The organism is Streptomyces sp. NPDC104581 (assembly GCF_055583685.1).
The window spans coordinates 16,676-39,414 of the sequence record NZ_JBVJNN010000013.1 but is presented as its reverse complement, the minus strand read 5'-3'; the positions used below and the strand labels follow the sequence as shown (position 1 = coordinate 39,414).

Below are 22,739 nucleotides of genomic sequence, written 5' to 3'. Positions count from 1 at the left end.
TTTGGCTACTTGCTGACCAGGGTCTGCAGGTGAGTGCTGAGCAGCCGTACGTCTTTGGCCGTGTTCTGGAGGCCGTTCCAGTTGCGTTCCTCGCCATTCGAGAACTTCCACGTGCCGCCGGGAGTCCAGGCGACGTGCTTCTCGAGTCGGCGCAGGCTGATGCGAATCTTGTCCCAGTTGACCTTGTCGTAGTGGACGCCTGTGGTGAGCTGATCCATTACGTAGCCCATGGCCTGGATGCCCACGCCATGAGTCAGCCTGGAATCCTTGGGAGGCTTGCTCCACGCACCCTCGAAGACGTTCTCGACTGCTGTCCAGAAGCCCAGAAGGTGCGCCAGCATCGCCTCCTCGTCGGCGGAGCCGTCCTCGGCATTCCGGTACTGGAAGAGTGCGCCCTCGTAGATGCTGTGCTCCAGCATGCTCAGAATGCTGTTGTCCTTGATATTGCCGGTAGGCGACGTGGGGCTGCTGATCCTTCCGCAGAAGGGGCCGTCTCCCATGTTCAACATGACCATGATCTTCGCGGCGAGCTGGCGGCGCGCGTACGAGCGCGGCAACTTGGCGGTGGTCTCTGGTAGGAGTTCGTACACGAGCCCCTTGGGCAATGGCTTGGTCGAGTTGACCAAGATGAACTGCGACCGCTGCTCTTCCTGAGACGCAATGAAGCCCACAGCCGCGACGGGGAACTCTGCCAGGTCGGCGTCCCTGATCGCTGCGCTGCGCTGCTGACCGTCTACGAGCCAGGCCGGCTTCTCGTCGTCAGCCAGTGACTCGTCGACCGGGATGATCAACTCGCCGGGGATTGAGTAGCTCACGCTGCCGCCGCGAACCGCAGGTTCGAACGTGACGCGATCATCGAAGCCGAGAACCAAGGCGTTGGGGAGCATCGCGCCCTCGGACTCAAGGTAGCGGCGGATCGAGCGGATGTGGCTCAGGACCTCAGGCCGCTGGTACCCCTGCAGCTTCCTCTGGCTGTCGCGGCGGATGCGCGAGACGGCTGCAAAGTCTTCCAACTTCTTGCCATCGACAGCGAAGCAGTAGATCTCCTTGTCACCTTGGAGCACCTTGAGGGCGGGAACCTTCAGAACGTAGCGGTCGGCCACATCATCTCCTGTTTGAGTTACTTTGAGTGCTGTGCGTGGTCTGGGCGATTACGTGAGCGGCAGCTTGCGCATCTTAGCCTCGAGCACAGTCATGTTATGGAACCCGCGACGCTTGTTTCTCTCGGTTCCGCGGAAGATGACCATGTCGATCTTGTGCTTCTTGCAAAGTTCACACGGGCAGCGATCCCAAGGGCGGTCGACAAGAGTTTCTCTGTAGTCGTCGACCTTCTTTAGTTTCTTTGCGTCACCGATGAGGGCGTGATAGGCACGCAAAGCATCGATGACCTCCTGCACGTCGAAATCCTCATCGTCTCTATAACGGCGCAGCAGTTTGAGGCATTCACGTTCAGCTTTGATTGCCGCCGACTGCGAAACCACACCCGCCAAGATCAGTCGCTTTAGAGTAGGGTTTCCATCAACTTGGGGAACCCTAATCGCAACGTACGAACCATCGGCGGTGTGGTAGTTGTTCTTCTCATCCATGAAGGCTTGCCGGAATGCCGATGTACTATCGAAACTAGTGACGTGATAATCAGCGAAGCGTTCCATGCTGTCGATGCGGGTAATTCCGAGAAGATGGAACCCGACGTCATGCTTGCGAATCTTGGAAATTTCCTTAAGGCAAGCAATGATTTCCGGCGTCTTCAGCGGAACCATGCCCCCCAAGGCGATGCGCTTGTAGCCCATTTTCTGGAGTTGCACGACACTATCCGCGTAGCTGGCCGGGCTCCAGCCCTGCGCTGCGCCGACTGGCTCCAGATGCAGTTTCCCGTCAGCGATCAGTCTATTGTGACTTTTAGTGGCCTTGAAGAACTTCTGCGCATAATCGAGTGACAGATCGCGACGCGTTACCCATGCCTCATCGACATCCTCGTCGGGAGCATCGGGCCGGTACCCGAAGATCACGTGGTCGATACTGATTCCCGCATTGAATCGACACTCAGTGTAGTAGTGGAGAACTTCAGGAGTCTCGTAAGGTGGGCGCTCTTCATTGATGTAAGTGAAGGATCCGCAGTCGCCTAGGCTCTCCATCGGCTCAGGCAGCCCGAAAAATGTCCTCACACCGTCTCGATAAAGCCGCGCCCTCTGAGGGGCGCTGTACTTCCCCGCTCCCTTAATCGACCCATCTACGATGGCCTTGCTGACCAGTATCCCGTCGTAGGGGGCCGGCTTCACTGCCTGATGGGCATACAAGTCGTCCCGCTGACGATGGCGCTCATCGGGGTACTCATCGTGGATAAAGTCATACCTGGGATAAATCTGGTCTTGACTATCAGGGAAGTAGAACTTCACGACGCGCTCGTCCTTGACTGGAGGTAGATGCGAATCAAAAGGTTCGATAGGGTGCTGATATGGCGCGGCAAGTTCTGGAGTTCATTCCACGGGGTGTTGAGTTCCGGCCAGCGCCCCTTGGTCCATCGGCATTGTGGCGCGATGAACGCCAGCTCGGCCTTAGCCCTCTCATAGGCTTCCGGCGAACCTGGTTCTGCGTCGGCTAGCACGCGGTCCATCACTCGGTCCATCAGTCGCCCCATCGAGCGGATGCCGACGCCGTGCATGAGGCGGCTCTTGGTAGGAGACACGCCCCAAGCGTCAGGGAAGGTGTCTCGCACAGCACTCCAGTATGTGACAAGAATACTGCGCATTGCGTCAGTGTCGACCGTGCCGTTCGAGAGATTCTTGTACGGGAACAATGCGCCTGACGGCTTCAGGGACTCCTCAATAGCCGAGATCAGGCTATTGTCCTTCACCACAGCGTTGGACCGTTTATCCGTGATGGTTGACGCCTGCTTGATCAGTCCCTTGAAGGGAGAATCAGCGTCCTGGTTCAGAGCACTCACCAAGACGGAAGGCAGCTTCTTCGCGGACAGCTTCGTCGGGAGTTTGGTATGCACCTCGGGGAGGAGTTCCGTCACCAGGCTGCCGGGCAGGGGTGACACGGTGTTGACGCGAAGGAACTGATCGCGCTGCACCTGAATGTCCTCAGCCACGAAGCCAGCCACCGTGACAGGCAGCTTGGACCGCCGAGTACGTGCGAGGGCAAGGCTTCGCTGCTGACCGTCCACAATGAAGGCAGGCCTGGGCGCGGTTGACGAATCCGGCAGGGGAATCTCCAACGTCCCGGTCGTGGAGAGGCCGTCTGTACTGTTCGGCCCTCGGCTTCCCCGGAACCGTACCGAGGTGGGCAGAGCAAGGATGAGGCCGTTGGGGAACAGAACGTTCTCGCTGTCGAGGTATTCGAGGATCTGCTGCACATGCTGCTTCTTTTCCGCCCTCTGGTACCCGAACAGTCTGCCTGCCTCGTCCCGAGAGATCCGGGCCACGTCGGCTACGCGGTCAATCTCTCCCGCTTCGAGCGCAAACACATACAGCGGGATGCCCGAATTTTGCTCGATCCGTAGTGCCCTGCGGCGGATGACGTTTTCTGTCACCGTTCCCCCATGGTCCTCTTGTATAGATTCGCAAATCTGCTTTGCTCGCAGGCTTTGCCGTCATCGCGCAAGGCTCGCAGCAGCCGTGTGCGGGAGACGCCTGGCAGCTTCGCTGTCTCCCGCTTGATGAAGACGATCACGTCTTCATCCGACATGGGCTGTCGGTTGTACTGCTCTGGTTTCGTGGTGGCTGCCGCCCACTCGTTCCACGCCTTCTGCGTGGCCGGCGAGATGAGGGTGCCGTCCTTGGAGTGCTGGAGCCACGACTCGGCCATGCGCACATTCAGGCTCGTCAACGTGCCCCCCAGCGCATGGCGCAGCCCAGCGTCGGAACGAACGCGGTGGATTCCAGGGATCTCGCGCAAGCCGCCAATGAGAAGCGCCTCACACCCGAGGGATCCAAGAGCTAGGAGTTCCTCCTCCATCGCGCTTGCATAGACTTCGGAGAGCGCCATGAGCACCGGCCCCCGCTGGCCGAGTTCCTGGAGTTGGGCTTGGCCGGATCCCGCTTGAAGGTGGCCCCACCACTGGGCGTTCTCCGCTGCAGATGTGGCTACTGAGTCGGCGTGCCGCGTGCTGAAGGTTGCCGCATAGGCAGGCGCAGTCTGCGTCTTCGGCTCCACCGGCTGTAGGCCCAGTCCGGCCGATGCCACCCACAGTTGCGTCTTGAAACCTGCTGCCGAGGCAGCCACCGTCAGTCGGCGAGCTCGGGTCCAGTGATCACCGCGGTAGAGGTCGGTGAGCGAGGGCAGGGAGGCTCCGCCACGTGCGGTCGCTGTCTGGATGCGCTTCTGCCAGTTACTGGAGCGTTCCTCCACGCTGCCCTTCGGCAGGTTCCTGGCGTACAGAGCTGCGTCCGGCGTATCGACCTTGCGGTCGGTACACGTAACCACCAGCGATAGTTGCCTCACGCAGCCCGACTCCTGACAGCCATAACTAGTACCTGATGGCGGTTACTCTACCTGCCAGTTATCACGCTAGGCTGCACGCGTACACGACGGTCTAACTAGGGAGTAAGGCATGGGACGTCCTGCGATCGTTTTGCTGAGCGGTGGTCTGGACTCGACCACGGTTCTGGCCATCGCGAAGGACCAGGGCTACACGCCGTATGCCCTCAGCTTCCGGTACGGCCAGCGCCACAGCGTGGAGCTTGAGGCTGCGAAGCGCGTGGTCGCGGCCCAGGGTGTGGCCCGGCACGTCATTGCTGACATTGACCTGCGAGTTTTCGGTGGGTCTGCACTGACCTCCGACATTGACGTGCCCAAGCACGACTCCCTGGACCACACCGAGGAAGGGGGCGTGCCGATCACCTACGTGCCTGCACGGAACACGATCTTCCTGTCGTTCGCTCTGGCGTACGCCGAAACTGTCAACGCCAGTGACATCTTCACTGGTGTAACTGCGGTCGACTACAGCGGTTACCCGGACTGTCGGCCTGAGTACATGGAGGCCTACGAGCGCATGGCCAACTTGGCCACCCGCGCCGGGGTCGAGGGCACGCAGAGTCTCAAGCTCCACTCGCCGCTCATCGCCATGTCGAAGGCCGACATCGTCCGTGAGGGCCTGCGCCTCGGCGTGGACTACGCCCTTACCTCCTCTTGCTACGACCCGGACGAGCAGGGGCGGGCATGCGGACATTGCGAGACCTGCCTGCTCCGCCTCAAGGGCTTCGCCGAGGCCGGCGTCACCGACCCCGTGCAGTACCAGGGCGCGTGAGAATGACCTACCTGGTCAAGGAGATCTTCTACACCCTGCAAGGCGAAGGGAGTCACGCAGGCCGTCCAGCCGTCTTCTGCCGCTTCTCCCGGTGCAATCTGTGGACGGGCCTGGAGAAGGATCGTCACCGTGCGATCTGCCAGTTCTGTGACACAGATTTCGTCGGAACCGACGGGGAAGGCGGCGGCCGGTTCCGGACCCCGGACGACCTCGCTCAAGCCATCGAGCAGGCGTGGCCGTCGTCATCCAGGGAGCATCGCTTCGTGGTGTGCACCGGCGGCGAGCCGCTTCTACAACTCGACGAAGCGGCGATCGACGCGCTGCACGCCCGCGGCTTCGAGGTTGCCGTAGAGACGAACGGCACCCGCGTACCGCCGAACGGCATCGACTGGCTCTGCGTCAGCCCCAAGATGGGCTCCGAACTGGTCGTGACTAGCGGAGACGAACTGAAGCTGGTCTACCCTCAACTGGGCGGCGACCCCGGTCAGTTCGAGCATCTGGATTTCCGGTACTTTCGGCTCCAGCCCATGGACGGCCCGGACGTTGAAGCCAACACCAGGGCGACTGTCGACTACTGCATGAAGAACCCGCGCTGGATCCTCTCTCTCCAGACGCACAAGTATCTGGGAATTCAGTAATGGAAATCTTCCGCGAGTTCACCTTCGAAGCTGCACATCGCTTGCCCAACGTGCCCGAGGGCCACAAGTGCGCGCGCCTGCACGGCCACTCCTACAAGGTCATCGTCCATGGCGAGGCTCCCGTCGACCCCGAGTCGGGCTGGGTCATGGACTTCGGCGACCTCAAGAAGGCCTTCAAGCCCCTCGAAGCGCAGCTCGACCACTATTACCTCAACGACATTGAGGGCCTGGAGAACCCGACTAGCGAGGTCCTCGCCCGCTGGATCTGGGAGCGGCTGAAGCCGACCCTGCCCGACCTTTCCGCGCTCACCGTTCGCGAGACGTGCACGTCCGGCTGCACCTATCGGGGCGAGTGAGCGATGCACGACATCCAGAACGAGACTGACACCCGCGGTATCGAGATCGACGATGTTGGCATCAGCGGCCTGCGCTACCCGCTGTACTTCGAGGACGGCAACCTCCGCCAGGAGGGCATCGCCGAGATCGACGTGACCGTGCGGCTCCAGCATGACCGCCGGGGCACCCACATGAGCCGCATGGTGGCTCTCGTCCACGAGCACCTTCGCCGGTTCGATCCGCGCAGGCTGCCGCACGTGTTGAAAGTCGGTGCGGACCTCCTGGATGCACCGGCGCTCGCGGTGTCGGTAGCCGTCCCGCTGAGCACGACCGTAGTCGCGCCAGCGACTGGCGCCGAGTCGTACCAGGTCCACGATGTCCGGTTCGACGGCCGCTGGGACGACGGAGACACGACGGTTATCACGTCGGTTACCACCGAGGTCACCAGTCTGTGTCCGTGCTCGAAAGCGATCTCTGACTACGGCGCCCACAACCAGCGCAGCCGCGTCACGCTGTCCGTGACAGGCCACGGGGACACTCCCTACCCCTTTGGGGTGCAGCAGGCCGTACGACTCTTGGAACGGTGTGCGTCCGCTCCCGTCGTGCCCTTGGTAAAGCGTCCGGATGAGCGTGTGCTGACGATGCAGGCGTACGACCACCCTGTGTTCGTCGAAGACATTGCCCGCGAAGTCAGCCACGTCTGCCGCGAGCGGGGTCTTCGTCACTCGGTGAGGGTTCGCAACCTAGAAAGCATCCATAGCCACGACGCCGTCGCATACGTCGCCGGGTGAGCGAGCATCGGGTAGAAGCCACTGCCGCATCGTTCTGCTTCACATCGGGTGGTTGCATGACAGAGCAGTGAATGATGTGGCCCATGCCCTCGCATCCACTGCTGGACGTTGAAGCCGTTGATCTGTTGGAGCCGTACCTGGAAGACGTGGGCAGCATCTTCCGAGCCTTCCGCGACCAGGACTCCGGCTGCCAGTCTTACGGGGTGGCTGTCGGCGATGAACGGTGGTTCCTAAAGGGCGCAACCACTCCGCCGGCAGCATCCTCATTGCGCCGAGCCGTGGACGTGCACGGCGCAGTGCAGCACTCGGCGATCGTGCCCCTGCGGCACTACTTCCAACTCCGAGATGGCCTGGCGCTGGTCTACCCCTGGGCCGAGGGTGAGGTCCTATATCACCCCACGACCTATGCACACGGGGGCCGCGCCGCCCCAGACAGCCCGATGGCCCGGTTTCGCAGGCTGCCTGTCCCCGACATTCTGCGGGCGTTGGACGAGGTCCTGGACGCACACCTGGCTGTCGAGCAGGCGGGGTTGGTCGCGGTCGATCTCTATGACGGGTGCTTCCTGTACGACTTCGAGGCACACCGCATGGTCTTATGTGATCTGGATGAGTACCGGCTTGGGCCCTTCATCCTGGAAGAGGAAAGGCTCCCAGGGTCACGGCGCTACATGGCGCCCGAAGAGTTCATCAGGGGCTCGACCATCGACATTCGCACGACCGTATTCGTGCTTGGCCGCGCCCTGCGTCTACTCCTGGACGCCGGTGATGAGGAGCAGGCGTGGCGCGGCTCTCGTGCTCAGCTGGCTGTGATTCAGCGTGCGACGGCCGACGAACCCGTACATCGGTACGGCTCTGTCGAGACGTTGACGCAGGCATGGCGTGGCGTCTGTGGTTTCGACAGTTGATTTCTTAAGGTTCGCGACTGGGCTGAGCGAGTGCACAGCCGAGGAAAGTGGATGCCATCTTCGTTGTCCGACGAGACTGCGGTCCCCGAACCTCCGGGTAGCTCGTCGGGCCTGGCCTGAGACAGTCCTGGCAGCCTGTGGCCAGGATCCCGCTGAGACGGCCATCGTCGTCAGAGACGGCAGCGCCGGTGATCCGCCAGCCATCGCAGAAAGACCTCGCCACACCAGGTCTGGTGCTGGCGAATGTAGGGGGACCAGTCCGCCGGTGGCTGCGCGCCGGAGACCAGGAAGAAGCCTGACAGGGCGGCGAGCACAGCATCGAGCTGTTCGCCGTTCGCTCCTCGGGCCGTGGGATGGGCATGGAAGAGGGCGGTGGCATCGTGGCCGTCGGCGTATGCGGTGGCCAGGAGCAGTACGAGGTCGAACCAGCCGGCGCCCAGGCAGGGCCAGTTCCAGTCGCAGATCCATGCGGTCCCGTGCGCGTCGATGAGTACGTTGTCTTGGCGCAGGGTCGTGGTGCAGAACAGCGTTGCCGGCCACCGCTGGTCGCCATGCTGATGCCAGCTCAGCCAACGCATCCAGCTTGTCGAAAGGCACCCAGTCGGGAAGGGAGACCTTCGCGCTGGGCGCACCGGAGGTTACGGTGCGCCAGTCGTCGAAGTCGCCGCCGTCACCGACCGGCTTCAGACCGACCTGTTGAAGTTGCTCGGACGGTTCCGCGAGAGCCTCGGCGGTGACAGCGTAAGTGGCAAGGGTGAGGTTGAGGTCGTCGGTCGTCCACGGCGCGGCAGGCATACGTCCGCCTTCGACCGCGTCAAAGGCGATCACGAGCCACCCTTCCTGCTCGTCCAACCAGCGGATACGGGGCGCTGGAACGGCCGACGGGAGCGCCTCGTTGATCAGTGCCTCGCGCCGGTAGCATTCGGCCACCACCGGGTTGGTCCGGGCGTCAACAGCCTTGACGAACTGGGAGCCGTGAGTGCCCTCGACCACGGCTGCGTACCCGCTGGTGAAGCCGCCCCCGGCGCTCTCCTCGGCATGTACGGCCCCGCCGAGATGGCGTTCGATGAGATCGCGTACGTGTTGCGGAAGCTGGGACCAGCGCGGGCGCGCGGCAGTGGAATCGTATTGAAGCCGCAGGGTGAGGATCTTCGGCATGCAGTCAGAGTGAAGGAACGCTCGACAGCGCGCGACGGGTTTCCTGCTGATTTCTGCTCGTCAGCGGTGTGTGCTCCCCCTGAGTCGTGGAGTCCTCATGCTGGGTACCGAGGTCAGGAGAAGGCTTGCAGAGGTGGGGTCGGCATGACCGGGGCAGGAAGGAGCATCGGTCCTGTGAGGTCAGCGGGTGCGTCCAAGCCGTCCAGGAGCACGATGATCCGGTCGATGTTGGTGAGGCGCCGCTGCCCGGACTCCAGCATCGACAGGAACGACTGGCTCAACCCCGTTAGGAGAGCCATGTCCTCCTGGCGGAGATGGCCGCGCTCTCGTACGAGTTGGCAGAGTCTGCCGAAGTCCCTCTGGAGTAGGGCGTCTTTGACGTCTTGGTGAGACCAGACCTGAGCGGGGACAGAAGGGCGAACTGGATGGGCTGCTGTCCTACTGCGGTTGCAGCCGGAGCAGATGCTGTCGTTGTTGTACCGGCTCAGGCGGCACCCGCAGGTGGTACACCGGCCACTGGCGCGCGCGGTTGCAGTTACCTCGGTGGTTCGCGGCCCCGACACCCTGATCGTCCCCCTCGTCGAGTGTTCAACTTTGGGCTCCGGCCAGTGCTCTGCCGGAGGGGCCAATCACATCTGCGATCAGTACCGCGGAGTATCACTGGGGCTTGGTGAAGCCGCTCAACATCGGACGACGTGACTTTTCAACATCCGCTTACACATGGGTTCGCACGGGGCAGACTTAGAGTCCCGATCATGGTGAGTAATGGGCAGGCGGTAGGCATGGCGAAGAGTCGCACGGGGTGGCGTCCAGACCAGCTTCGCGCCATGCGCGAAGCACATGGTCTGACGCTTGAGGGCGCCGGTGAGCGGCTACGTGAAGTGGCGCGCGCCGCTGGACTCACTGTGCCGGCAGCAAACTTTCAGACCCTGTGGCGGCACGAGCAGGGCGAGGTCTACCCCGGCCCCCATTACCGCAGGGCCTACTGCCTTCTCTACCGGTCCACCGAGCCCGAGTTGGGGTTTCGGAAGGCCCTGCCCGGCGAGCAGACGCAACTGAAACTCACCCCGGCGCAGGTGGAGCCACTCGGCGACCACGTACTGGCCGTCGAGCGCGCGGTGCTTCAGATCGCTCCAGGCGACGACGCTGGCAGCAACGGTCAGGAGGTTCAGCAGCGGATCATTGACGCGTGGAAACGTCGCCACACAGGAGGCGACCCGAATCGGCCCACCCTGTTGATGGTGGGTGGTTTCGCCGGAAGCGGGAAGTCGGAGTTCTCGAGGTTCATTTCACGGCTCACCGGGTGGCCCGTCCTCGACAAAGACCCCATCACGCGTCCGCTCGTTGAACGTCTACTTGTCGAGATGGGAAGCGACCCAAATGACCGCCACTCCCAGGTATATCGGGAGAAGGTACGGCCTTTGGAGTACCAGTGCCTCCTGGAGACCGCTTACGCCAACGTCGACTGTTCGATCAGCACGGTGCTCACCGCACCGTTCGTCGCTGAAGTGAGCGACGCGCAGTGGATGCGCCGGCTGATCAACCGCTGTGAGGCACGGGGCGTGACCGTGGCGGTCATCTGGATCTGGTGCGACCTGGAGACTATGCACGAGTACATCAGCTTCCGTTCAGCAGCCCGCGACACCTGGAAGTTGCAGAACTGGGAGGAGTACGCCTCGACCGTGGATCCGGAACTACGACCAGCTGTACCGCACTTGGTGGTTGACAACCGTCTCGGCGCGGCCATATCCCTCACTGATCAGGTTCGGCAGATCTTTGGGACGGTATTCGCATGAGCCGGGGCATCCTGCTGTACGGTCCTCCCGCATCGGGGAAGGACACCGTCACAGCGGCGCTGTCCGAACTCAACGACGCATATTGTGCGTTCACGCGCCTGAAGATTGGCAGTGGCCGCACCCATGGCTACCGGATGGGTTCAGCTGATCAGCTCGCAGAGCTGGAGGCGCGCGGGGAGGTGATCTACCGCAACGACAGGTACGGCAACATCTACCTCGTGGACCGCCCCGGCCTCGTCCAGGCCACGCAGGAGGGGCGCATCCCCATCCTCCATCTAGGACAGATTGCAGGCCTTGAGGCGGTGGTGGAGAAGTTCGCCGCGTCGTGGACCAGTGTGCTGCTGTGGTGTTCGAGGGAAAGCACCGAGATTCGATCCAAGGGGCGCGGCGATGGCGACACGCAGGCCCGCCTGACAGCCTGGGACGCTACAGCCGAGGACATCAAGGCGAGTCCCAATTTCGCCTGGGATCTACAGCTCGATACCGAGGCCATGTCCCCCGCAGAGGCGGCACAAGAAATTGATCTTCTGATTCGAGGAGCTATTTGATCAGCAGGGCACTACGGTTCGTCGCGCTCCCCAGAGTCGTGGTCGACGCGGAGGTGCGAGAGGGCCTCATCGATTGTGAGCTCGCGCTCTCGGGCGCCTGACCACTGGCTGAGGACTCGGCTGGCTGCACGCATCAGGTCATCCGGCAGCCCGGTCTCCCGCAGCAGGGCTGCTGCATCGTCGAGTTCCGGGCCCCAGCGCCAAGCGCGGGACGCTGTCTTGGGGATGTAGTCGATCTCGGTCAGGTAGCTGCCGCCCCGTTTGCCTGCGATCTCAAGAAGTTCGCCAGCAACGCCGCTGGCATCGGCGACGCCGTAGGCGAGCGCCGCCAGGACGCGGGAGACCTTCTGATAGCTCGAGTACGACAGCTTCAGCGCGGAGGCGGCCCCTAGCTCGGCGCCTAGCACTTTGGTCTTCACGTCACTCTCGCTGAACAAGGCCATGGCCCGGGTACAGCCGTCCGGGTTTCCGGACAGATACAACGTGGGCTGCTTGCCGCCCGTCGGCGGGGAGCCGACTACCGCACCGTCGATGACTACCGCGCCAGGGAGAAGCTCTGCGACATCCTTGACGCGGCTCGGTGTGATCGCGTTCGCCTCGATGTACAACTGGCCGTCGAGCTCACACGCAGCCACCTGCTGTGCGACGTCCACCGCGGCCGCAGGCGGGCACAGAGACAACAGCACGTCGGCGCGCGCCACCAGCTGCCGAAGGTTCTGAACGCCTTCGAGGCCGGCGTTCTCGGCGCGGGCTCTGGAGCGTGTGCTGCGGCCGTCCGTGCACCACAGCACCCGCACGTTCTGCCTGCGCAGCTGGGCGCCGAAGGCAGCGCCCATGCTGCCTGGGTGTAGCAGCCCAACCGTGATCCCTTCAGAAGCCATCACGGTGTCCTTAGCTCTCGGTGGCGAGCAGTAGCTCGATCGCTTGGCGTACATCAGCGGTGATGTGGTCCGGCGCTATGTCTCTTCCGGGCCAGGGCCTGCTGCCGCTGATCCAGATGGTGCGCAGTCCGGCTGCTCTGCCGCCGCGGATGTCGGTTTCCACACCGTCGCCCACCACCCAGCCGCCGAGTGCAAGATCGGCTTCGCAGATGGCTGCCGCCTTCTCGAAGATCAATACCTCTGGCTTCCGTGCACCGGCGGCCTCGGAGGTGTACACCGCATCAACGCGATCGGCGATCCCCGATGCGGTCGCTTTCGCGGTCTGGATTTCGGTCGTACCGTTCGTGGCAATGACGATCTTCCAGCCAGCCCGTCGAAGCGTGGACAGCCCTTCGAGCACGTGAGCGGGGCAGGTGACCGAGCGAGCCATGTGAGCCAGGTAGTCGCTCCACAGCGTCGCAGCCGAAGTGGCGAGACCGTACTGGTTGCGGATCGCTTCGAAGGTCTCAGGGCAGGCACGCTCTCGCACGAACTGCAGCAAATGGAGTCGGGTATCGTCGTCCAGGGCGTGCTGCGTGGAGAAGGCCGAAACCCAGTCCGCCAAGGGTCCTTGGCGATCAACGAGTGTGTTGTCGAGGTCGAAGATCACCAACTGCTGCATGGGAGCAGACCCTACGGGACGAACGAGCCCTCGGGACAGGCAACCGTGCATGAGACCCCTGCTCGGCCCTTCGACGAGCGACATGGGCGAGGCGCGGACATATCACCGCGGTGATGTGCTTGATCCGTCCTACTGAGCCACGCTTGGCATCCGATCGGTGACAGCTCATAGGCATTCCCTCGTCGTCACAAGGATGGGCTCATGGAGAAGGCAAGCGGGGCAATCCATCGGCCCTCGGGCACGGAGATTCCATTCGCATACCAGGTGATTTCTCGCGTGGCGCCCCGGCTCGACATTGTGCTGGAACTCGAACCATGGGGACGCGAAGCGGCCCGGCTCGAATTCCCCAATGGTCGGATCGCCTACTTTCGCCATGGCAACCTCGACATCAACCGCTCCGGTAGCGCCGACCTCGCGCGGGACAAGTACGCCTGCGCGCACTTCCTCGCGAATGCCGGCATCCCGGTTCCGCGGAGCTTCCCGATCCGCGCACTTGACGCGGTCATCGACGAGTACCTTGGCAGCTTCGTTGCGCAGAACTCTTGGCCACTCATCGTGAAGCCCAATAGTCGCTACGGCGGCCAAGGAGTCGAGAAGGTCGACAACATGCCCGCCCTGCGTCACGCCGTGAAGCAGGCCCTGCGCATTGACAAGATCGCTCTCGTTCAGCCCTTCGTCCGGGGACACGATGTCAGAGTCGTGGTGCTCGACGGTTCACCGATCGCAGCGTACTGCCGTATCCCGCCGGTGCTCGTTGGTGACGGCCGACGTTCGATCCTGCTGCTTCTCGAAGACTTGTATGCCGAATGTGAGACCGCTGGGCCAGCAAGACGACTCCCAGATCATGGTGAAGCCGCAGCCCGACTGGCGAGACGGGCAGGCGGACTGGATCGTGTACCTCGCAGCGGCGAGCACGTTCCCCTCGCGGACGCCGCCAATGTCGCGACCGGGGCGGACGTAGTCGACCTGTCTCGGGCACTCCCGGCGGACGTGTTGGACTTGGCGGTCAGCGCGGCCCAGACTGCGGGACTGCGCCTGGCAGGGGTGGACCTCCTGGTCGACCTCGGGATGGAGCACCCCGACCTCGTCCACTCCCAGACGCACCGCGATGCGACGCACGGTGCCCGTAGCGACGAACAGTGCGTCGTCTTGGAGATCAACAGTGCCCCTGAGCTCGACGGCTTTGCCTCACTCGGCGACAGCCAGGCCGCTCTCGTTGAACATCTGTACGAAACGATCCTGCGGGAACTAGCGAGATAGCCGACATTGAACGTCAGACGGCCCCTGCGTCAGCTTCACGCAGGGGCCGCACTATTTGCAGCATCGGGGACGTGTCAGCTGGGCTTAACCAGAGGGAACAGGATGGTTTCGCGGATGTTCTTGCCCGTGAAGGCCATGATCAGGCGGTCGATGCCCATGCCCATGCCACCCGTGGGGGGCATGCCGTATTCCAGGGCGCGGAGGAAGTCCTCGTCGAGCTGCATAGCCTCCGGATCACCGCCCGCGGCTAGCAGGGACTGCTCAGTGAGGCGCCGGCGCTGCTCAATTGGGTCAACGAGTTCCGAGTAGGCGGTGCCCAGTTCGGCGCCGAAACCGATCAGGTCCCACTTCTCCGCCAGAAGCGGCTCAGAGCGGTGCTGGCGGGTCAGCGGCGAGGTCTCAACCGGATAGTCCATGACGAACGTGGGCTGCATGATTGTGTGCTCGACGAGCTCTTCGAACACCTCCTGGACGAGCTTGCCCTGCCCCCACTTGGCGTCCCAATCGACGTTGCGGGCGTCAGCGAGCTTGCGCACGTCCTCGATCGGGGTGTGGGGGGTGATCTCTTCGCCAAGCGCCTCGGAGACCAGCCCGTAGACGGTCCGACGCGGCCAGTCGGCGATGCCCAGGTCGTACTCGACGTTGTCGTGGACAACCACAGTCGTGCCCAGCGCAGCCACCACGGCCTGCTGTACTGACCGCTGGGTGAGGTCGGCCATGTCGTTGTAGTCGAGATAGGTGCCGTAGGTCTCGAGCATCGTGAACTCGGGGTTGTGCGTGGAGTCCGCGCCCTCGTTCCGGAAGTTCCGGTTGATTTCGAAGACCTTTTCGATGCCGCCGACGACGAGCCGCTTCAGGTAGAGCTCAATCGCAATCCGGAGATACATCTCCATGTTGTAGGCGTTGATGTGGGTCTTGAAGGGACGGGCCGCCGCGCCGCCATGGATCGGCTGAAGCATGGGTGTCTCGACCTCGAGGTAGCCCTCGGAGTGCCAGAAGTCCCGGATCGCCCGCACGGTGTCACTGCGCAGGTAGGCCATCTTGCGGGACTCGTCGTTGACGATGAGGTCGAGATAGCGGTAACGCACACGCGCCTCGGGATCGGTGAGCCCGGCGTGCTTCTCCGGCAGCGGCCGCAGACACTTCGACGTGATCGCCCAGCTCTCCGCCATGATCGACAGCTCGCCGCGCTTGGACGAGATGACCTCGCCTGTCACGCCGATGTGGTCACCAAGATCTACGTCGTGCTTCCATGCCTTGAGCGCCTCCTCACCGACGCCTGCGAGCGAGATCATGACCTGGATGTCGGCGGTCCCGTCCCGAAGAGTGGCGAAGCACAGTTTGCCGCCGATCCGCGACAGCATGACCCGTCCCGTGATCCCGACCTTCTCCCCGGTCCCGGTGTCGGCTTCCAGTTCGGGGTATTTTTCCCGGACCTCGCCGATGGTGTGCGTGCGCGGGTAGGTCACCGGGTACGGTTCGATGCCGTTCTCCCGGAGCCGCGTCACCTTCTCCAGACGGACGCGCATCTGCTCTGGGGCACCTGCGTAGATCTCGTCACTCATGGCATAAGGATAGGCGGAAACGACCCGCGGGCCTCACCGTGGTCAAGGGCACGCTGCATGGTCAAGACCAGCTCCCAGGAACGATGTTGGATGCCGCTGCGCCTGCTCGCGGCTGCGTAGATCGTCGCCGCTTGGCGGCGCAAACACTTGAGACTTGCACATAGCTGGCCCTGGACTGATGTCATCATCGGCGCGGCCAGAGGCATCGAAGCCCTCCCGCACCCCGGCCGACCAGCTGATCCACCTTCGCCGGCGAGTGCTGCACCTTCTAACAGGCCGAGACGGGCCACCCGTTGGACGAGTGAGCCGCCACGAAGGATCAACGCTGGATCTGAGCGGGTCAAGTTGCACTTCCCGCGTAACTATTCGCTAATCCCATGAGTGCAGGGACCTGCGACGACACGTCGTTGATTCGTTCGAGAAGTCCGTCAATCTGGTCGGTGTCGTGCATGGCCGACACGGTGAGGCGGATACGGCATGTCTCCGGTGAGACGGCCGGTGGTGTGACGGCGACGCACCAGTACCCCGTGTCGAGCATCAGCTCCTCGAACTGTGCCGCTGCCTGTGGTGTACCCATCTGGATGGGGATGATGGGCCCGTCGCCCGGCGGATGAATGCCCATGCGGGCCAGTCCAGTTCGAAGTCGCCGCACGTTGGCCCAAAGGGAATCGCGTAGTCCCGGATCGCTTCGAAGGATACGCAGAGCTGCGATGGTCGCTGCCGCCTGCTCTGCCGGCAGACTTGAAGTGAAACGGTAGCCCGAGCTGAAAGTGCGGAGCATGGCGATTGTCCGCTCATCGCCTAGAACCGCTCCTCCCATGCCCCCAAAGGCTTTGCTGAGGGTGGCAACTTGGAGGGGTATCCGGCCGGTGAGGCCGAAGTGATTGGCAGTACCAGATCCGTCGGCTCCATACACGCCTGTGCCGTGAGCGTCGTCCACCATGAGGACCGCGCCGTGCGCATCGCATACCTCGACCAGGCGGGGTAGATTTGCCAGGTCTCCGTCCATGCTGAACACGCCCTCCGTGACGACGAGGGTGGCGCGCCCCCTGTACATGGCGAGAATGTCGGCCAGATGTTCGACGTCGTTGTGTCGGAACCGAGCCCGCTCGCCATACGATTGGCGTACTCCCATCTGGATGCTGCGGTGACACAACTCGTCGTAGATCACCACTGGTCGGCTGCTGGGCGACGGGGATCCGTACCAGCGGCGTGCCAGTTCACCGGCATCGAGGATGCCGTGAACAGCTGCGATATTGGCCAGCAGCCCGGTTGCGGTGATGAGAGCCGATGGCTGCTTCTTGAAATCGGCGAGCTCGCGTTCGAGTTCTTCGAGTAGGCCGAGGTTGCCGCCGAGTCGGCGGGATTCGCTGGTGGCGTGGGTGTGCTCGTGAAGTGCTTGGGCGGCCGCGGCCTTCACTTCGGGCCGGTGATTGAGGCCGAGGTAGTTGTTCGAGCAGAAGGAGACCACGGTGCTGCCGTCGTGGAGACGTACGTGCGGCGTGGGTAGGGTCTCGTTACGGCGCTCCGGCGGGAGAAGGCCGCGGCTCGCCAGCCAGTCGTGGGCGGCGTGAAGGTCGGAAAACAGTGTCGGTGTGTTCATACGGCGAGCCTGAGGCTGGAGGTCACGGTGAGCAGGGACGCGGCATGGAAGCGGGATCGGTGCAGGTCGGCGAGGTCAGCGGCCCAGCGAAGAAGCTCGTCGCGCTCGACAACGAAGCTGCTATCCCCTTGGCGTCCTAGGACTCCGCGTGCAGCCAGGTCTGCTAGTGCCTGTCGGCAGTGAGGAACTTCCAGTTCTACGAACCTGCGGTAGCCGGGATGGACACCGAAGCCGCCGTTCGGGTGGTCCTGGTCGAGGACGCGGGCCATGACGTCCTCTGCTTGGAAGTCCCAGCCGCTGAGGTCGGGCAGGCAAAGGGCCACGACAGTGGTCCACGCTTGCCTACGCAGCCCTGAAAGGACATCTCTGTTGCCGGCTACGTGCCAACTGAAGGCCAAGGCGCCCATCCAGGCCAGGTACCACGTGTCCTCGCTGGTGTTCCAATAGGAGTCGCCCGTCTGCCGGGGAAGCTCGGGCGTTCCATTGATCACGGGCACGCCGCGGCCGGCTGCGGCGTCGTGCGCCTGATCGATGGTGAAGTACTCGCCGGGGTAACGGCGGTCGAGGCGCATTCCATGCTGGCCATGCAGCTTGCGGTAGCCGTCGATGAAGTCGCTCAGGCGGTCGAAGAGTGCGTCGTCCGGCCGTGTGTCGGTGGGAAGGATGACGTTGACGTCGATGTCGCTGTTTCCGCGAACGGCGGCACCGTAGGGCAGGCTGCCGCTGGTGAATGCCACCACCGCGTCAGGCATGTGGATTTCGACCAGCTTGCCGAGTTGCTCGTGGATGTGCTCAGCCTCATCCATGCCGATGATCTCGCCGCGCATCACAGGTCTCCTACCGCGTTGTTGACGAACAGCGTCTCCACGCAGGCCTGTGGAGGGAGTTGAATCGCCGTGACAGTCAGCTCAGCGATGGATACGGGATCCATAAACTCCCGCTTCTCTTCGGGCTGCAGGTGGTCATACGAGGGCGTATCGACCGAGCCGGGCTGGACACTCGTCACACGGATACGGCGTGGCCGGAGCTCGTCCCGCATGCTCGCGGCGAACCCCTCCAGCGCATGCTTGGAGGCGCAGTACAGGGACCAGTCGGAGAATCCCTTGCGACCTGCGATGGACGAGACGAATGTGATCACTGCTTCGCCGTCACGAAGCAGGGGCGCGAAGGCCTGGGTGGAGAAGATCGACCCGGCCACGTTGGTGTCGAAGAGTTCGTCGTACTGGACGCGGCTGGCGGAGGTCAGCGGTGTCGGGTAGCCGACCCCCGCGCACAGGACCAAGGCATCTACGTGTCCGGAGGAACCCGCCACAGTCTCAGCGGCCTCTTTGATGGCGTCGAGGTCGCGAACATCGACATCATGCGTATGGCAGCCATAGTGATCGGAGTGAACGTAGCTGCTGGCTCGCCGGGCAAGGATGTGGACCCTCCAGCCGAGGTTGAGCAGCTGGGTGCTGATGGCCTCGCCGATCCCGAGGCTCCCTCCTGTGATAACCGCGACACGCTGGGTGGTCTGGTTCATCACTGGCCTCCGGTCAGGTCCTCGTGGATGGACTGGCATAGGTCATCGATCGCACCGGCTATGCGCTCCGGCGTGCTGGTGAACACGTCCCCGTCGCGGTTGTGGTCCGAGATGACGAGCAGGCAACGCATTTGGTGGCTGGCAAGAGCTGATGCGGAGAACAGATGGGTGCTCTCCATGTCGACGCAGTCAGCCGCGCTCGAGAGTTGGTGATGAAGGAGCGTGGAGTCGGCCAGGCATCCGACCGTTGCGACGACTCCGCCGGGCTGCACTGGCTGGGCAGGATGGCTACGACGACTGCGAAAGGACGAGTCTGCAGGAACGGCCGAACCCTGCGCTGCTGCGGAGGGGTCTGCGACGAAGGCAGACTCCGGGTCCACGATGGTGCCGATCGGTTGGTTCCGCAGGCCACCTGCCAGGCCGACGAACGTGACCCGCGTTGCTTGAGGAAGGGCGAAGACGATGTCCTTGGCGGCTGTGCCTTGAGGGACGTGTACGACGGCGGCGTCCCCGAGCAGGGAGGTACGCCACCACCCGTCACACTCCGTTCCGCCACGGGCTAGGGCTGTGTGGATACTGCGGATAGGGGTCAGGACTACTTCGGGACCGAGCCAATCACAGCCGAGCAGCGTCATACGTGCCCGCCGCCGCCACTGCTCGTCCGGTACCTGCACCTGGCTGGAGACCAGCCCTCCCTGCGCGGTCACGACGAGATCACCGGCAGCGAGAGCACCGGAAGCGGGCAGGCTGTGGCCAATTCCCGAACCGGGCGCATCATGGCTTCCACGCCCGCTCGCAACTCGGTGAAGGACGCCTCTTCCAGGTTTCCCAGACGGAACCGATCCTGGTCCAGCTTGTAGAGCCACGAGCACGTGGCCAGGTCCCCGTTCGGCGCCACGAAGAACACCGACTGTCCCGCTGGGCACCCCTCAACATCGCTGGGCTGCGGTTTTCCGAGGCTGTGGTCGATCTGCATGCCGAGCTGCTTGTACTTCGCCTGGAGTTCGGTGAGTTCATCGAACAGTTCCTGCTTGCGTTCGGCAGTCAGCGCCAGCTCCGGGTGCCGCGCCGCTCGCCCTGCGGGGAACACGGAGTTGATCACCAGCGCCTCGACGCCCAGAAGTGCCATCTGGGCGCAGAACTCGGCGACGTGATCGACATTTCCGGGGTGGGCGACATGGGATACCCGAACGGGAACTCCAGCAGCCAGGAGACGTTCGACGCCGACTATGGCTCGGTCGAACGATGTCGGCTTGTGGCGCACGAGCGCCTGTGACTCCCGATTGTGCCCGTCGACGCTCACCGTTATTCGACGCAGAGCCGTCCCGGATAGGGCGTCGGCAATTTTCTGCTTGATGAAGTAGCCATTCGTGTTGACGTACACTTCGGCGATGTTCGGGTCAATGGCGGCGATGATGTCTACGAGATCGTCGCGGGCGAACGGTTCGCCTCCGGTCAGGTAGAACTCGGTCACCCCAGAAGAGGTCATTTCCCGCACCGCGTCGAGGAACCGGGTGGTGCTGAGATCGCTCGAGCGGGGAATCTGCGGGGAAGAGTCTGACAGGCAGTGCTTGCATGACAGGTTGCAGTAGTTGGTGACCTCCCATACAACCGTGGCACCCTCAGCAGGAGGGCGGAATCGGCAACGATCCCCCACCGTCTTGGTCATGTCAGTCCCCTTTCGGATGCTTCGATTGCAAGGGTCGCGTTGCTGAATACGGCTCGCTCGAACCCGTCCATTGCCGGGCGATGGCGGCGATGCCACGCCGCGCACTGAATTGCCCAAATGGCGATAGCTCCAGCCATCCGGTCGGCCAGGGACATCGCTGTTGCTTTTTCCACCATCAGTCGCCCTTGCCGTAGGAGCGTCAGGCGCATGTTTGCTGGCAGGTCCAGGGAAGGCGTCAGGCAAAGGGCGGCGACATCGTGCAGCGGGTCTCCAGGGCCGTAGAACTCGTAGTCCAACAACCACGCTCGGGGTTGCTCAGGATCGACGAGTACGTTCGGAGGGGTGGCGTCCCCGTGGCAGGGAACTCGCAACGGCTCCTGTATCGCCCTGTGGAGTGCTTGGGTGCTGGTTGGCGCGTGAGAGGCGAGGGTTGAGGCCAACTCGGCTTGGAATTCGCTGATTTGTGGTGGTGGGTCGTCAGGCCATGGGCCAGGAAGTCCAATGGAGGCAACCACCGTCTCCAGTACCTTCTGCATCCACTTGGAAGGGTTGCCGGCCGCTGGGGCGTCGAGCCTTACACCGGGGAGTTCTTCCAGGACCAGTGTCGGTGGATTCCGGCGATGCTCCAAGATGCGCGGAGCGAGACCGTCCGGCATCTGCTGCAATGCCCGCAACTCCCGCTCATACGGGCCTGAGGTGGCGTATCGCTTGACGTACTTTGCCGCCTGCGTTCCTGAGCTCCCCGATCCTGGTACATGCCACAGTAAACGTCCCGAGCGGTCGACATGGACGGGCCTCCAACCGGGGGCGCACCCTTCCTCGCTCACAGAATCCACCGACCCCATTTCCATTGGGAAACTCCTTGCCTGCGCATCTGGTGCATGAAGGAATCCGCTGGCGCCCTCACGGCCATCCGCAGGGGGCCGTTGTGGGTTGGCTTGCTGCTGCAACTCTGCTTGCTCTGCCCGGAGTTGGCACATCACGGCCGTGATATCACCGGGGTGATGTGCCGCTCCGTATAAGGGCGTGGGCCTGCCTGACGAGCTACGGTCGGCACCGGCTTCTCGGGCAGGAGCCGGGTCAGCGCGCGGCTGCAAGATCAAGGCATTGAGTTCGAGTGAGGCCTGCCGGCCATCGAGCAGGCAGGCGATGTCGAGGTTCGTGAGTCGATGCGCGCCGGGCTCCAGCTCAGATGGCAGAAGCGTCGGCTGCGCAGCCCGCTGTTGAACCTCGCGAGTCGTTCAGCCCGCTTCTGGTTCGCCACATGAGAAGTCGTACAGCGCGAAGTCGGTCACAGGGCGGTACCCGATCCGTTGGTACAGGCCGTTACTGGTGGGGTTGGCCAGGTCCGCGAACAGCACGACTTCCGCTGCACCGGCGGCCAGCGCGGCCTGGCTCACGTCGACCGTCGCGGCTCCCGCATAGCCGCGGCCGCGCAGGTGGGCCGGGGTGTAGACAGGGGCCACCCTGGTCTGGCCAGCAACCATGGGAGTGGCGCCCGCCATGGAGACGGGGGTGCCGTCGGGTGTCTGCCAGAGCCTGACCCGCCCGTGGGCGATGCGCGTGTCGGCCCACGAGCTCGCCTCCGTGGAGGGGACTTCGCCGATCGCATCGACGAACTCGCGGTACCAGCACATGAGTTGCTCGCGATCTTGCTCGCCTGCGACTCGTCCCCGGCCCTCCGGGAGCGGCTCCGGCGACGTTAGAGCACCGAGCCTGTAGAGACGCTGCCGCTCGTGGAGCACCGGTGTCGCACCCGTGTGCCGCTGCCAAGCCTCGGCAAAGGCCGTGGCGGTGCCGTGGTCTGCACTGACCCCGGGGAGAGGGTCACCGAGGCTGGCCAGATGATCGGCTAGAGAGCCAGCCTCCTCGGCGGTAAGCGGGGTGAGGACTAGGCGGCGGGGTGGAGTGCGGAAGAGGGCCGCGTGGACATCGCCTTCCCGCTCCAGCCAGCCGAAGATGGGAGCCTCGGTACCGTACACGTCCACTCCACGCTTACGCAGAGACTCGGTCACCGTCAGCGGAACCGTGTGCAGCGCGGGGCGCGACCGCAGGAAGTCTCCAGCTCGGTTGAGAAAACCGTCGAGATCTTCGGTGAGGTGCCACTGCCCGGGACGCATACCTCACGATCACTCGTACCGTCGACGTGTGCCCG

Annotated in this window: 24 protein-coding genes; 8 read left to right on the top strand and 16 right to left on the bottom strand. The window is 63.4% G+C overall.

Features of this window, described 5'->3' with window-relative positions:
• Positions 1 to 5: 5 nt before the first annotated feature.
• The 4 genes from dbpB (ACZ61E_RS13390) to ACZ61E_RS13375 are packed head-to-tail and all read right to left on the bottom strand — an operon-like array spanning position 6 to position 4,446.
• Entirely contained in the window at positions 6 to 1,103 is a 1,098-nt protein-coding gene (gene dbpB / locus ACZ61E_RS13390) for a DGQHR domain-containing protein DpdB (protein ID WP_399102774.1), read from the bottom strand.
• 48 nt (positions 1,104 to 1,151) lie between these two features.
• Positions 1,152 to 2,396: a tRNA-guanine transglycosylase DpdA gene (gene dpdA / locus ACZ61E_RS13385; protein ID WP_469699779.1), complete on the bottom strand. Its 1,245-nt coding sequence runs from the start codon at positions 2,394 to 2,396 to the stop codon at positions 1,152 to 1,154.
• Entirely contained in the window at positions 2,393 to 3,535 is a 1,143-nt protein-coding gene (dbpB, locus tag ACZ61E_RS13380; RefSeq protein WP_469699778.1) for a DGQHR domain-containing protein DpdB, read from the bottom strand. Before dbpB (ACZ61E_RS13380) ends, dpdA begins: the two co-directional genes overlap by 4 nt.
• A complete protein-coding gene (locus ACZ61E_RS13375; RefSeq protein WP_469699777.1) occupies positions 3,532 to 4,446 on the bottom strand; it encodes a hypothetical protein in 915 nt (304 codons plus the stop codon). The genes dbpB (ACZ61E_RS13380) and ACZ61E_RS13375 overlap by 4 nt, the downstream gene beginning before the upstream one ends.
• Positions 4,447 to 4,555: 109 nt before the next feature.
• On the opposite strand from ACZ61E_RS13375, the gene queC reads away from it, so the two are divergent.
• The 5 genes from queC to ACZ61E_RS13350 all read left to right on the top strand — a co-directional run bounded on the left by queC (position 4,556) and on the right by ACZ61E_RS13350 (position 7,921).
• Entirely contained in the window at positions 4,556 to 5,251 is a 696-nt protein-coding gene (gene queC, locus ACZ61E_RS13370; RefSeq protein ID WP_031477139.1) for a 7-cyano-7-deazaguanine synthase QueC, read from the top strand.
• A 2-nt stretch (positions 5,252 to 5,253) separates the two neighbouring features.
• The gene (queE, locus tag ACZ61E_RS13365; RefSeq protein WP_469699776.1) at positions 5,254 to 5,889 is read left to right on the top strand and encodes a 7-carboxy-7-deazaguanine synthase; all 636 of its coding nucleotides are present in this window, start codon (positions 5,254 to 5,256) and stop codon (positions 5,887 to 5,889) included.
• Positions 5,889 to 6,245, top strand: a complete 357-nt coding sequence (gene queD / locus ACZ61E_RS13360) for a 6-carboxytetrahydropterin synthase QueD (protein ID WP_469699775.1) — start codon at positions 5,889 to 5,891, stop codon at positions 6,243 to 6,245. Before queE ends, queD begins: the two co-directional genes overlap by 1 nt.
• A 3-nt stretch (positions 6,246 to 6,248) precedes the next feature.
• Entirely contained in the window at positions 6,249 to 7,016 is a 768-nt protein-coding gene (locus ACZ61E_RS13355; RefSeq protein ID WP_452886914.1) for a GTP cyclohydrolase I FolE2, read from the top strand.
• A gap of 83 nt (positions 7,017 to 7,099) precedes the next feature.
• Entirely contained in the window at positions 7,100 to 7,921 is an 822-nt protein-coding gene (locus ACZ61E_RS13350; protein ID WP_469699774.1) for a serine/threonine-protein kinase, read from the top strand.
• 170 nt (positions 7,922 to 8,091) lie between these two features.
• Here the strand turns inward: ACZ61E_RS13350 and ACZ61E_RS13345 are convergent, their stop codons facing one another.
• Together ACZ61E_RS13345 and ACZ61E_RS13340 are read right to left on the bottom strand one after the other, a co-directional pair.
• Positions 8,092 to 8,499 carry a hypothetical protein gene (locus ACZ61E_RS13345; protein ID WP_469699773.1) on the bottom strand — a complete coding sequence of 136 codons (408 nt, stop codon included), beginning with the start codon at positions 8,497 to 8,499 and terminating at the stop codon, positions 8,092 to 8,094.
• Between the two features lie 693 nt (positions 8,500 to 9,192).
• Entirely contained in the window at positions 9,193 to 9,642 is a 450-nt protein-coding gene (locus ACZ61E_RS13340; RefSeq protein WP_469699772.1) for a helix-turn-helix domain-containing protein, read from the bottom strand.
• A gap of 219 nt (positions 9,643 to 9,861) precedes the next feature.
• Here ACZ61E_RS13340 and ACZ61E_RS13335 point away from each other — a divergent pair, with 219 nt between their 5' ends.
• Both ACZ61E_RS13335 and ACZ61E_RS13330 read left to right on the top strand, forming a co-directional pair.
• Positions 9,862 to 10,875, top strand: coding sequence for an AAA family ATPase (locus ACZ61E_RS13335; protein ID WP_469699865.1), 1,014 nt, complete (start codon positions 9,862 to 9,864; stop codon positions 10,873 to 10,875).
• On the top strand, positions 10,872 to 11,423 hold the full coding sequence (locus ACZ61E_RS13330) for a guanylate kinase (RefSeq protein ID WP_356339182.1): 552 nt from the start codon (positions 10,872 to 10,874) through the stop codon (positions 11,421 to 11,423). The genes ACZ61E_RS13335 and ACZ61E_RS13330 overlap by 4 nt, the downstream gene beginning before the upstream one ends.
• Before the next feature lie 11 nt (positions 11,424 to 11,434).
• Here the strand turns inward: ACZ61E_RS13330 and ACZ61E_RS13325 are convergent, their stop codons facing one another.
• Together ACZ61E_RS13325 and ACZ61E_RS13320 are read right to left on the bottom strand one after the other, a co-directional pair.
• Positions 11,435 to 12,304: an NAD(P)-dependent oxidoreductase gene (locus tag ACZ61E_RS13325; RefSeq protein ID WP_469699771.1), complete on the bottom strand. Its 870-nt coding sequence runs from the start codon at positions 12,302 to 12,304 to the stop codon at positions 11,435 to 11,437.
• Between the two features lie 10 nt (positions 12,305 to 12,314).
• Complete coding sequence (locus ACZ61E_RS13320; RefSeq protein ID WP_469699770.1) at positions 12,315 to 12,965, bottom strand: HAD family hydrolase; 651 nt, start codon at positions 12,963 to 12,965, stop codon at positions 12,315 to 12,317.
• Positions 12,966 to 13,166: 201 nt separating this feature from the next.
• Between ACZ61E_RS13320 and ACZ61E_RS13315 the strand changes: the two genes are divergently transcribed.
• Positions 13,167 to 14,225 carry an ATP-grasp domain-containing protein gene (locus ACZ61E_RS13315; protein WP_469699769.1) on the top strand — a complete coding sequence of 353 codons (1,059 nt, stop codon included), beginning with the start codon at positions 13,167 to 13,169 and terminating at the stop codon, positions 14,223 to 14,225.
• Between the two features lie 74 nt (positions 14,226 to 14,299).
• Here the strand turns inward: ACZ61E_RS13315 and lysX are convergent, their stop codons facing one another.
• The 8 genes from lysX to ACZ61E_RS13275 all read right to left on the bottom strand — a co-directional run bounded on the left by lysX (position 14,300) and on the right by ACZ61E_RS13275 (position 22,704).
• Positions 14,300 to 15,790 carry a bifunctional lysylphosphatidylglycerol synthetase/lysine--tRNA ligase LysX gene (lysX, locus tag ACZ61E_RS13310; protein WP_469699768.1) on the bottom strand — a complete coding sequence of 497 codons (1,491 nt, stop codon included), beginning with the start codon at positions 15,788 to 15,790 and terminating at the stop codon, positions 14,300 to 14,302.
• Positions 15,791 to 16,130: 340 nt separating this feature from the next.
• The gene (locus tag ACZ61E_RS13305; RefSeq protein ID WP_469699767.1) at positions 16,131 to 17,393 is read right to left on the bottom strand and encodes an aminotransferase class I/II-fold pyridoxal phosphate-dependent enzyme; all 1,263 of its coding nucleotides are present in this window, start codon (positions 17,391 to 17,393) and stop codon (positions 16,131 to 16,133) included.
• Positions 17,390 to 18,220: a hypothetical protein gene (locus tag ACZ61E_RS13300; RefSeq protein ID WP_469699766.1), complete on the bottom strand. Its 831-nt coding sequence runs from the start codon at positions 18,218 to 18,220 to the stop codon at positions 17,390 to 17,392. The genes ACZ61E_RS13305 and ACZ61E_RS13300 overlap by 4 nt, the downstream gene beginning before the upstream one ends.
• Complete coding sequence (locus ACZ61E_RS13295; RefSeq protein ID WP_469699765.1) at positions 18,220 to 18,915, bottom strand: SDR family oxidoreductase; 696 nt, start codon at positions 18,913 to 18,915, stop codon at positions 18,220 to 18,222. The genes ACZ61E_RS13300 and ACZ61E_RS13295 overlap by 1 nt, the downstream gene beginning before the upstream one ends.
• On the bottom strand, positions 18,915 to 19,622 hold the full coding sequence (locus ACZ61E_RS13290; RefSeq protein WP_469699764.1) for a hypothetical protein: 708 nt from the start codon (positions 19,620 to 19,622) through the stop codon (positions 18,915 to 18,917). Before ACZ61E_RS13290 ends, ACZ61E_RS13295 begins: the two co-directional genes overlap by 1 nt.
• Positions 19,619 to 20,584, bottom strand: coding sequence for a radical SAM/SPASM domain-containing protein (locus ACZ61E_RS13285; RefSeq protein WP_469699763.1), 966 nt, complete (start codon positions 20,582 to 20,584; stop codon positions 19,619 to 19,621). The genes ACZ61E_RS13290 and ACZ61E_RS13285 overlap by 4 nt, the downstream gene beginning before the upstream one ends.
• Positions 20,581 to 21,429, bottom strand: a complete 849-nt coding sequence (locus tag ACZ61E_RS13280) for a phosphotransferase (protein ID WP_469699864.1) — start codon at positions 21,427 to 21,429, stop codon at positions 20,581 to 20,583. The genes ACZ61E_RS13285 and ACZ61E_RS13280 overlap by 4 nt, the downstream gene beginning before the upstream one ends.
• A gap of 396 nt (positions 21,430 to 21,825) precedes the next feature.
• Positions 21,826 to 22,704, bottom strand: coding sequence for a GNAT family N-acetyltransferase (locus ACZ61E_RS13275; RefSeq protein WP_469699762.1), 879 nt, complete (start codon positions 22,702 to 22,704; stop codon positions 21,826 to 21,828).
• Positions 22,705 to 22,739: the final 35 nt, after the last annotated feature.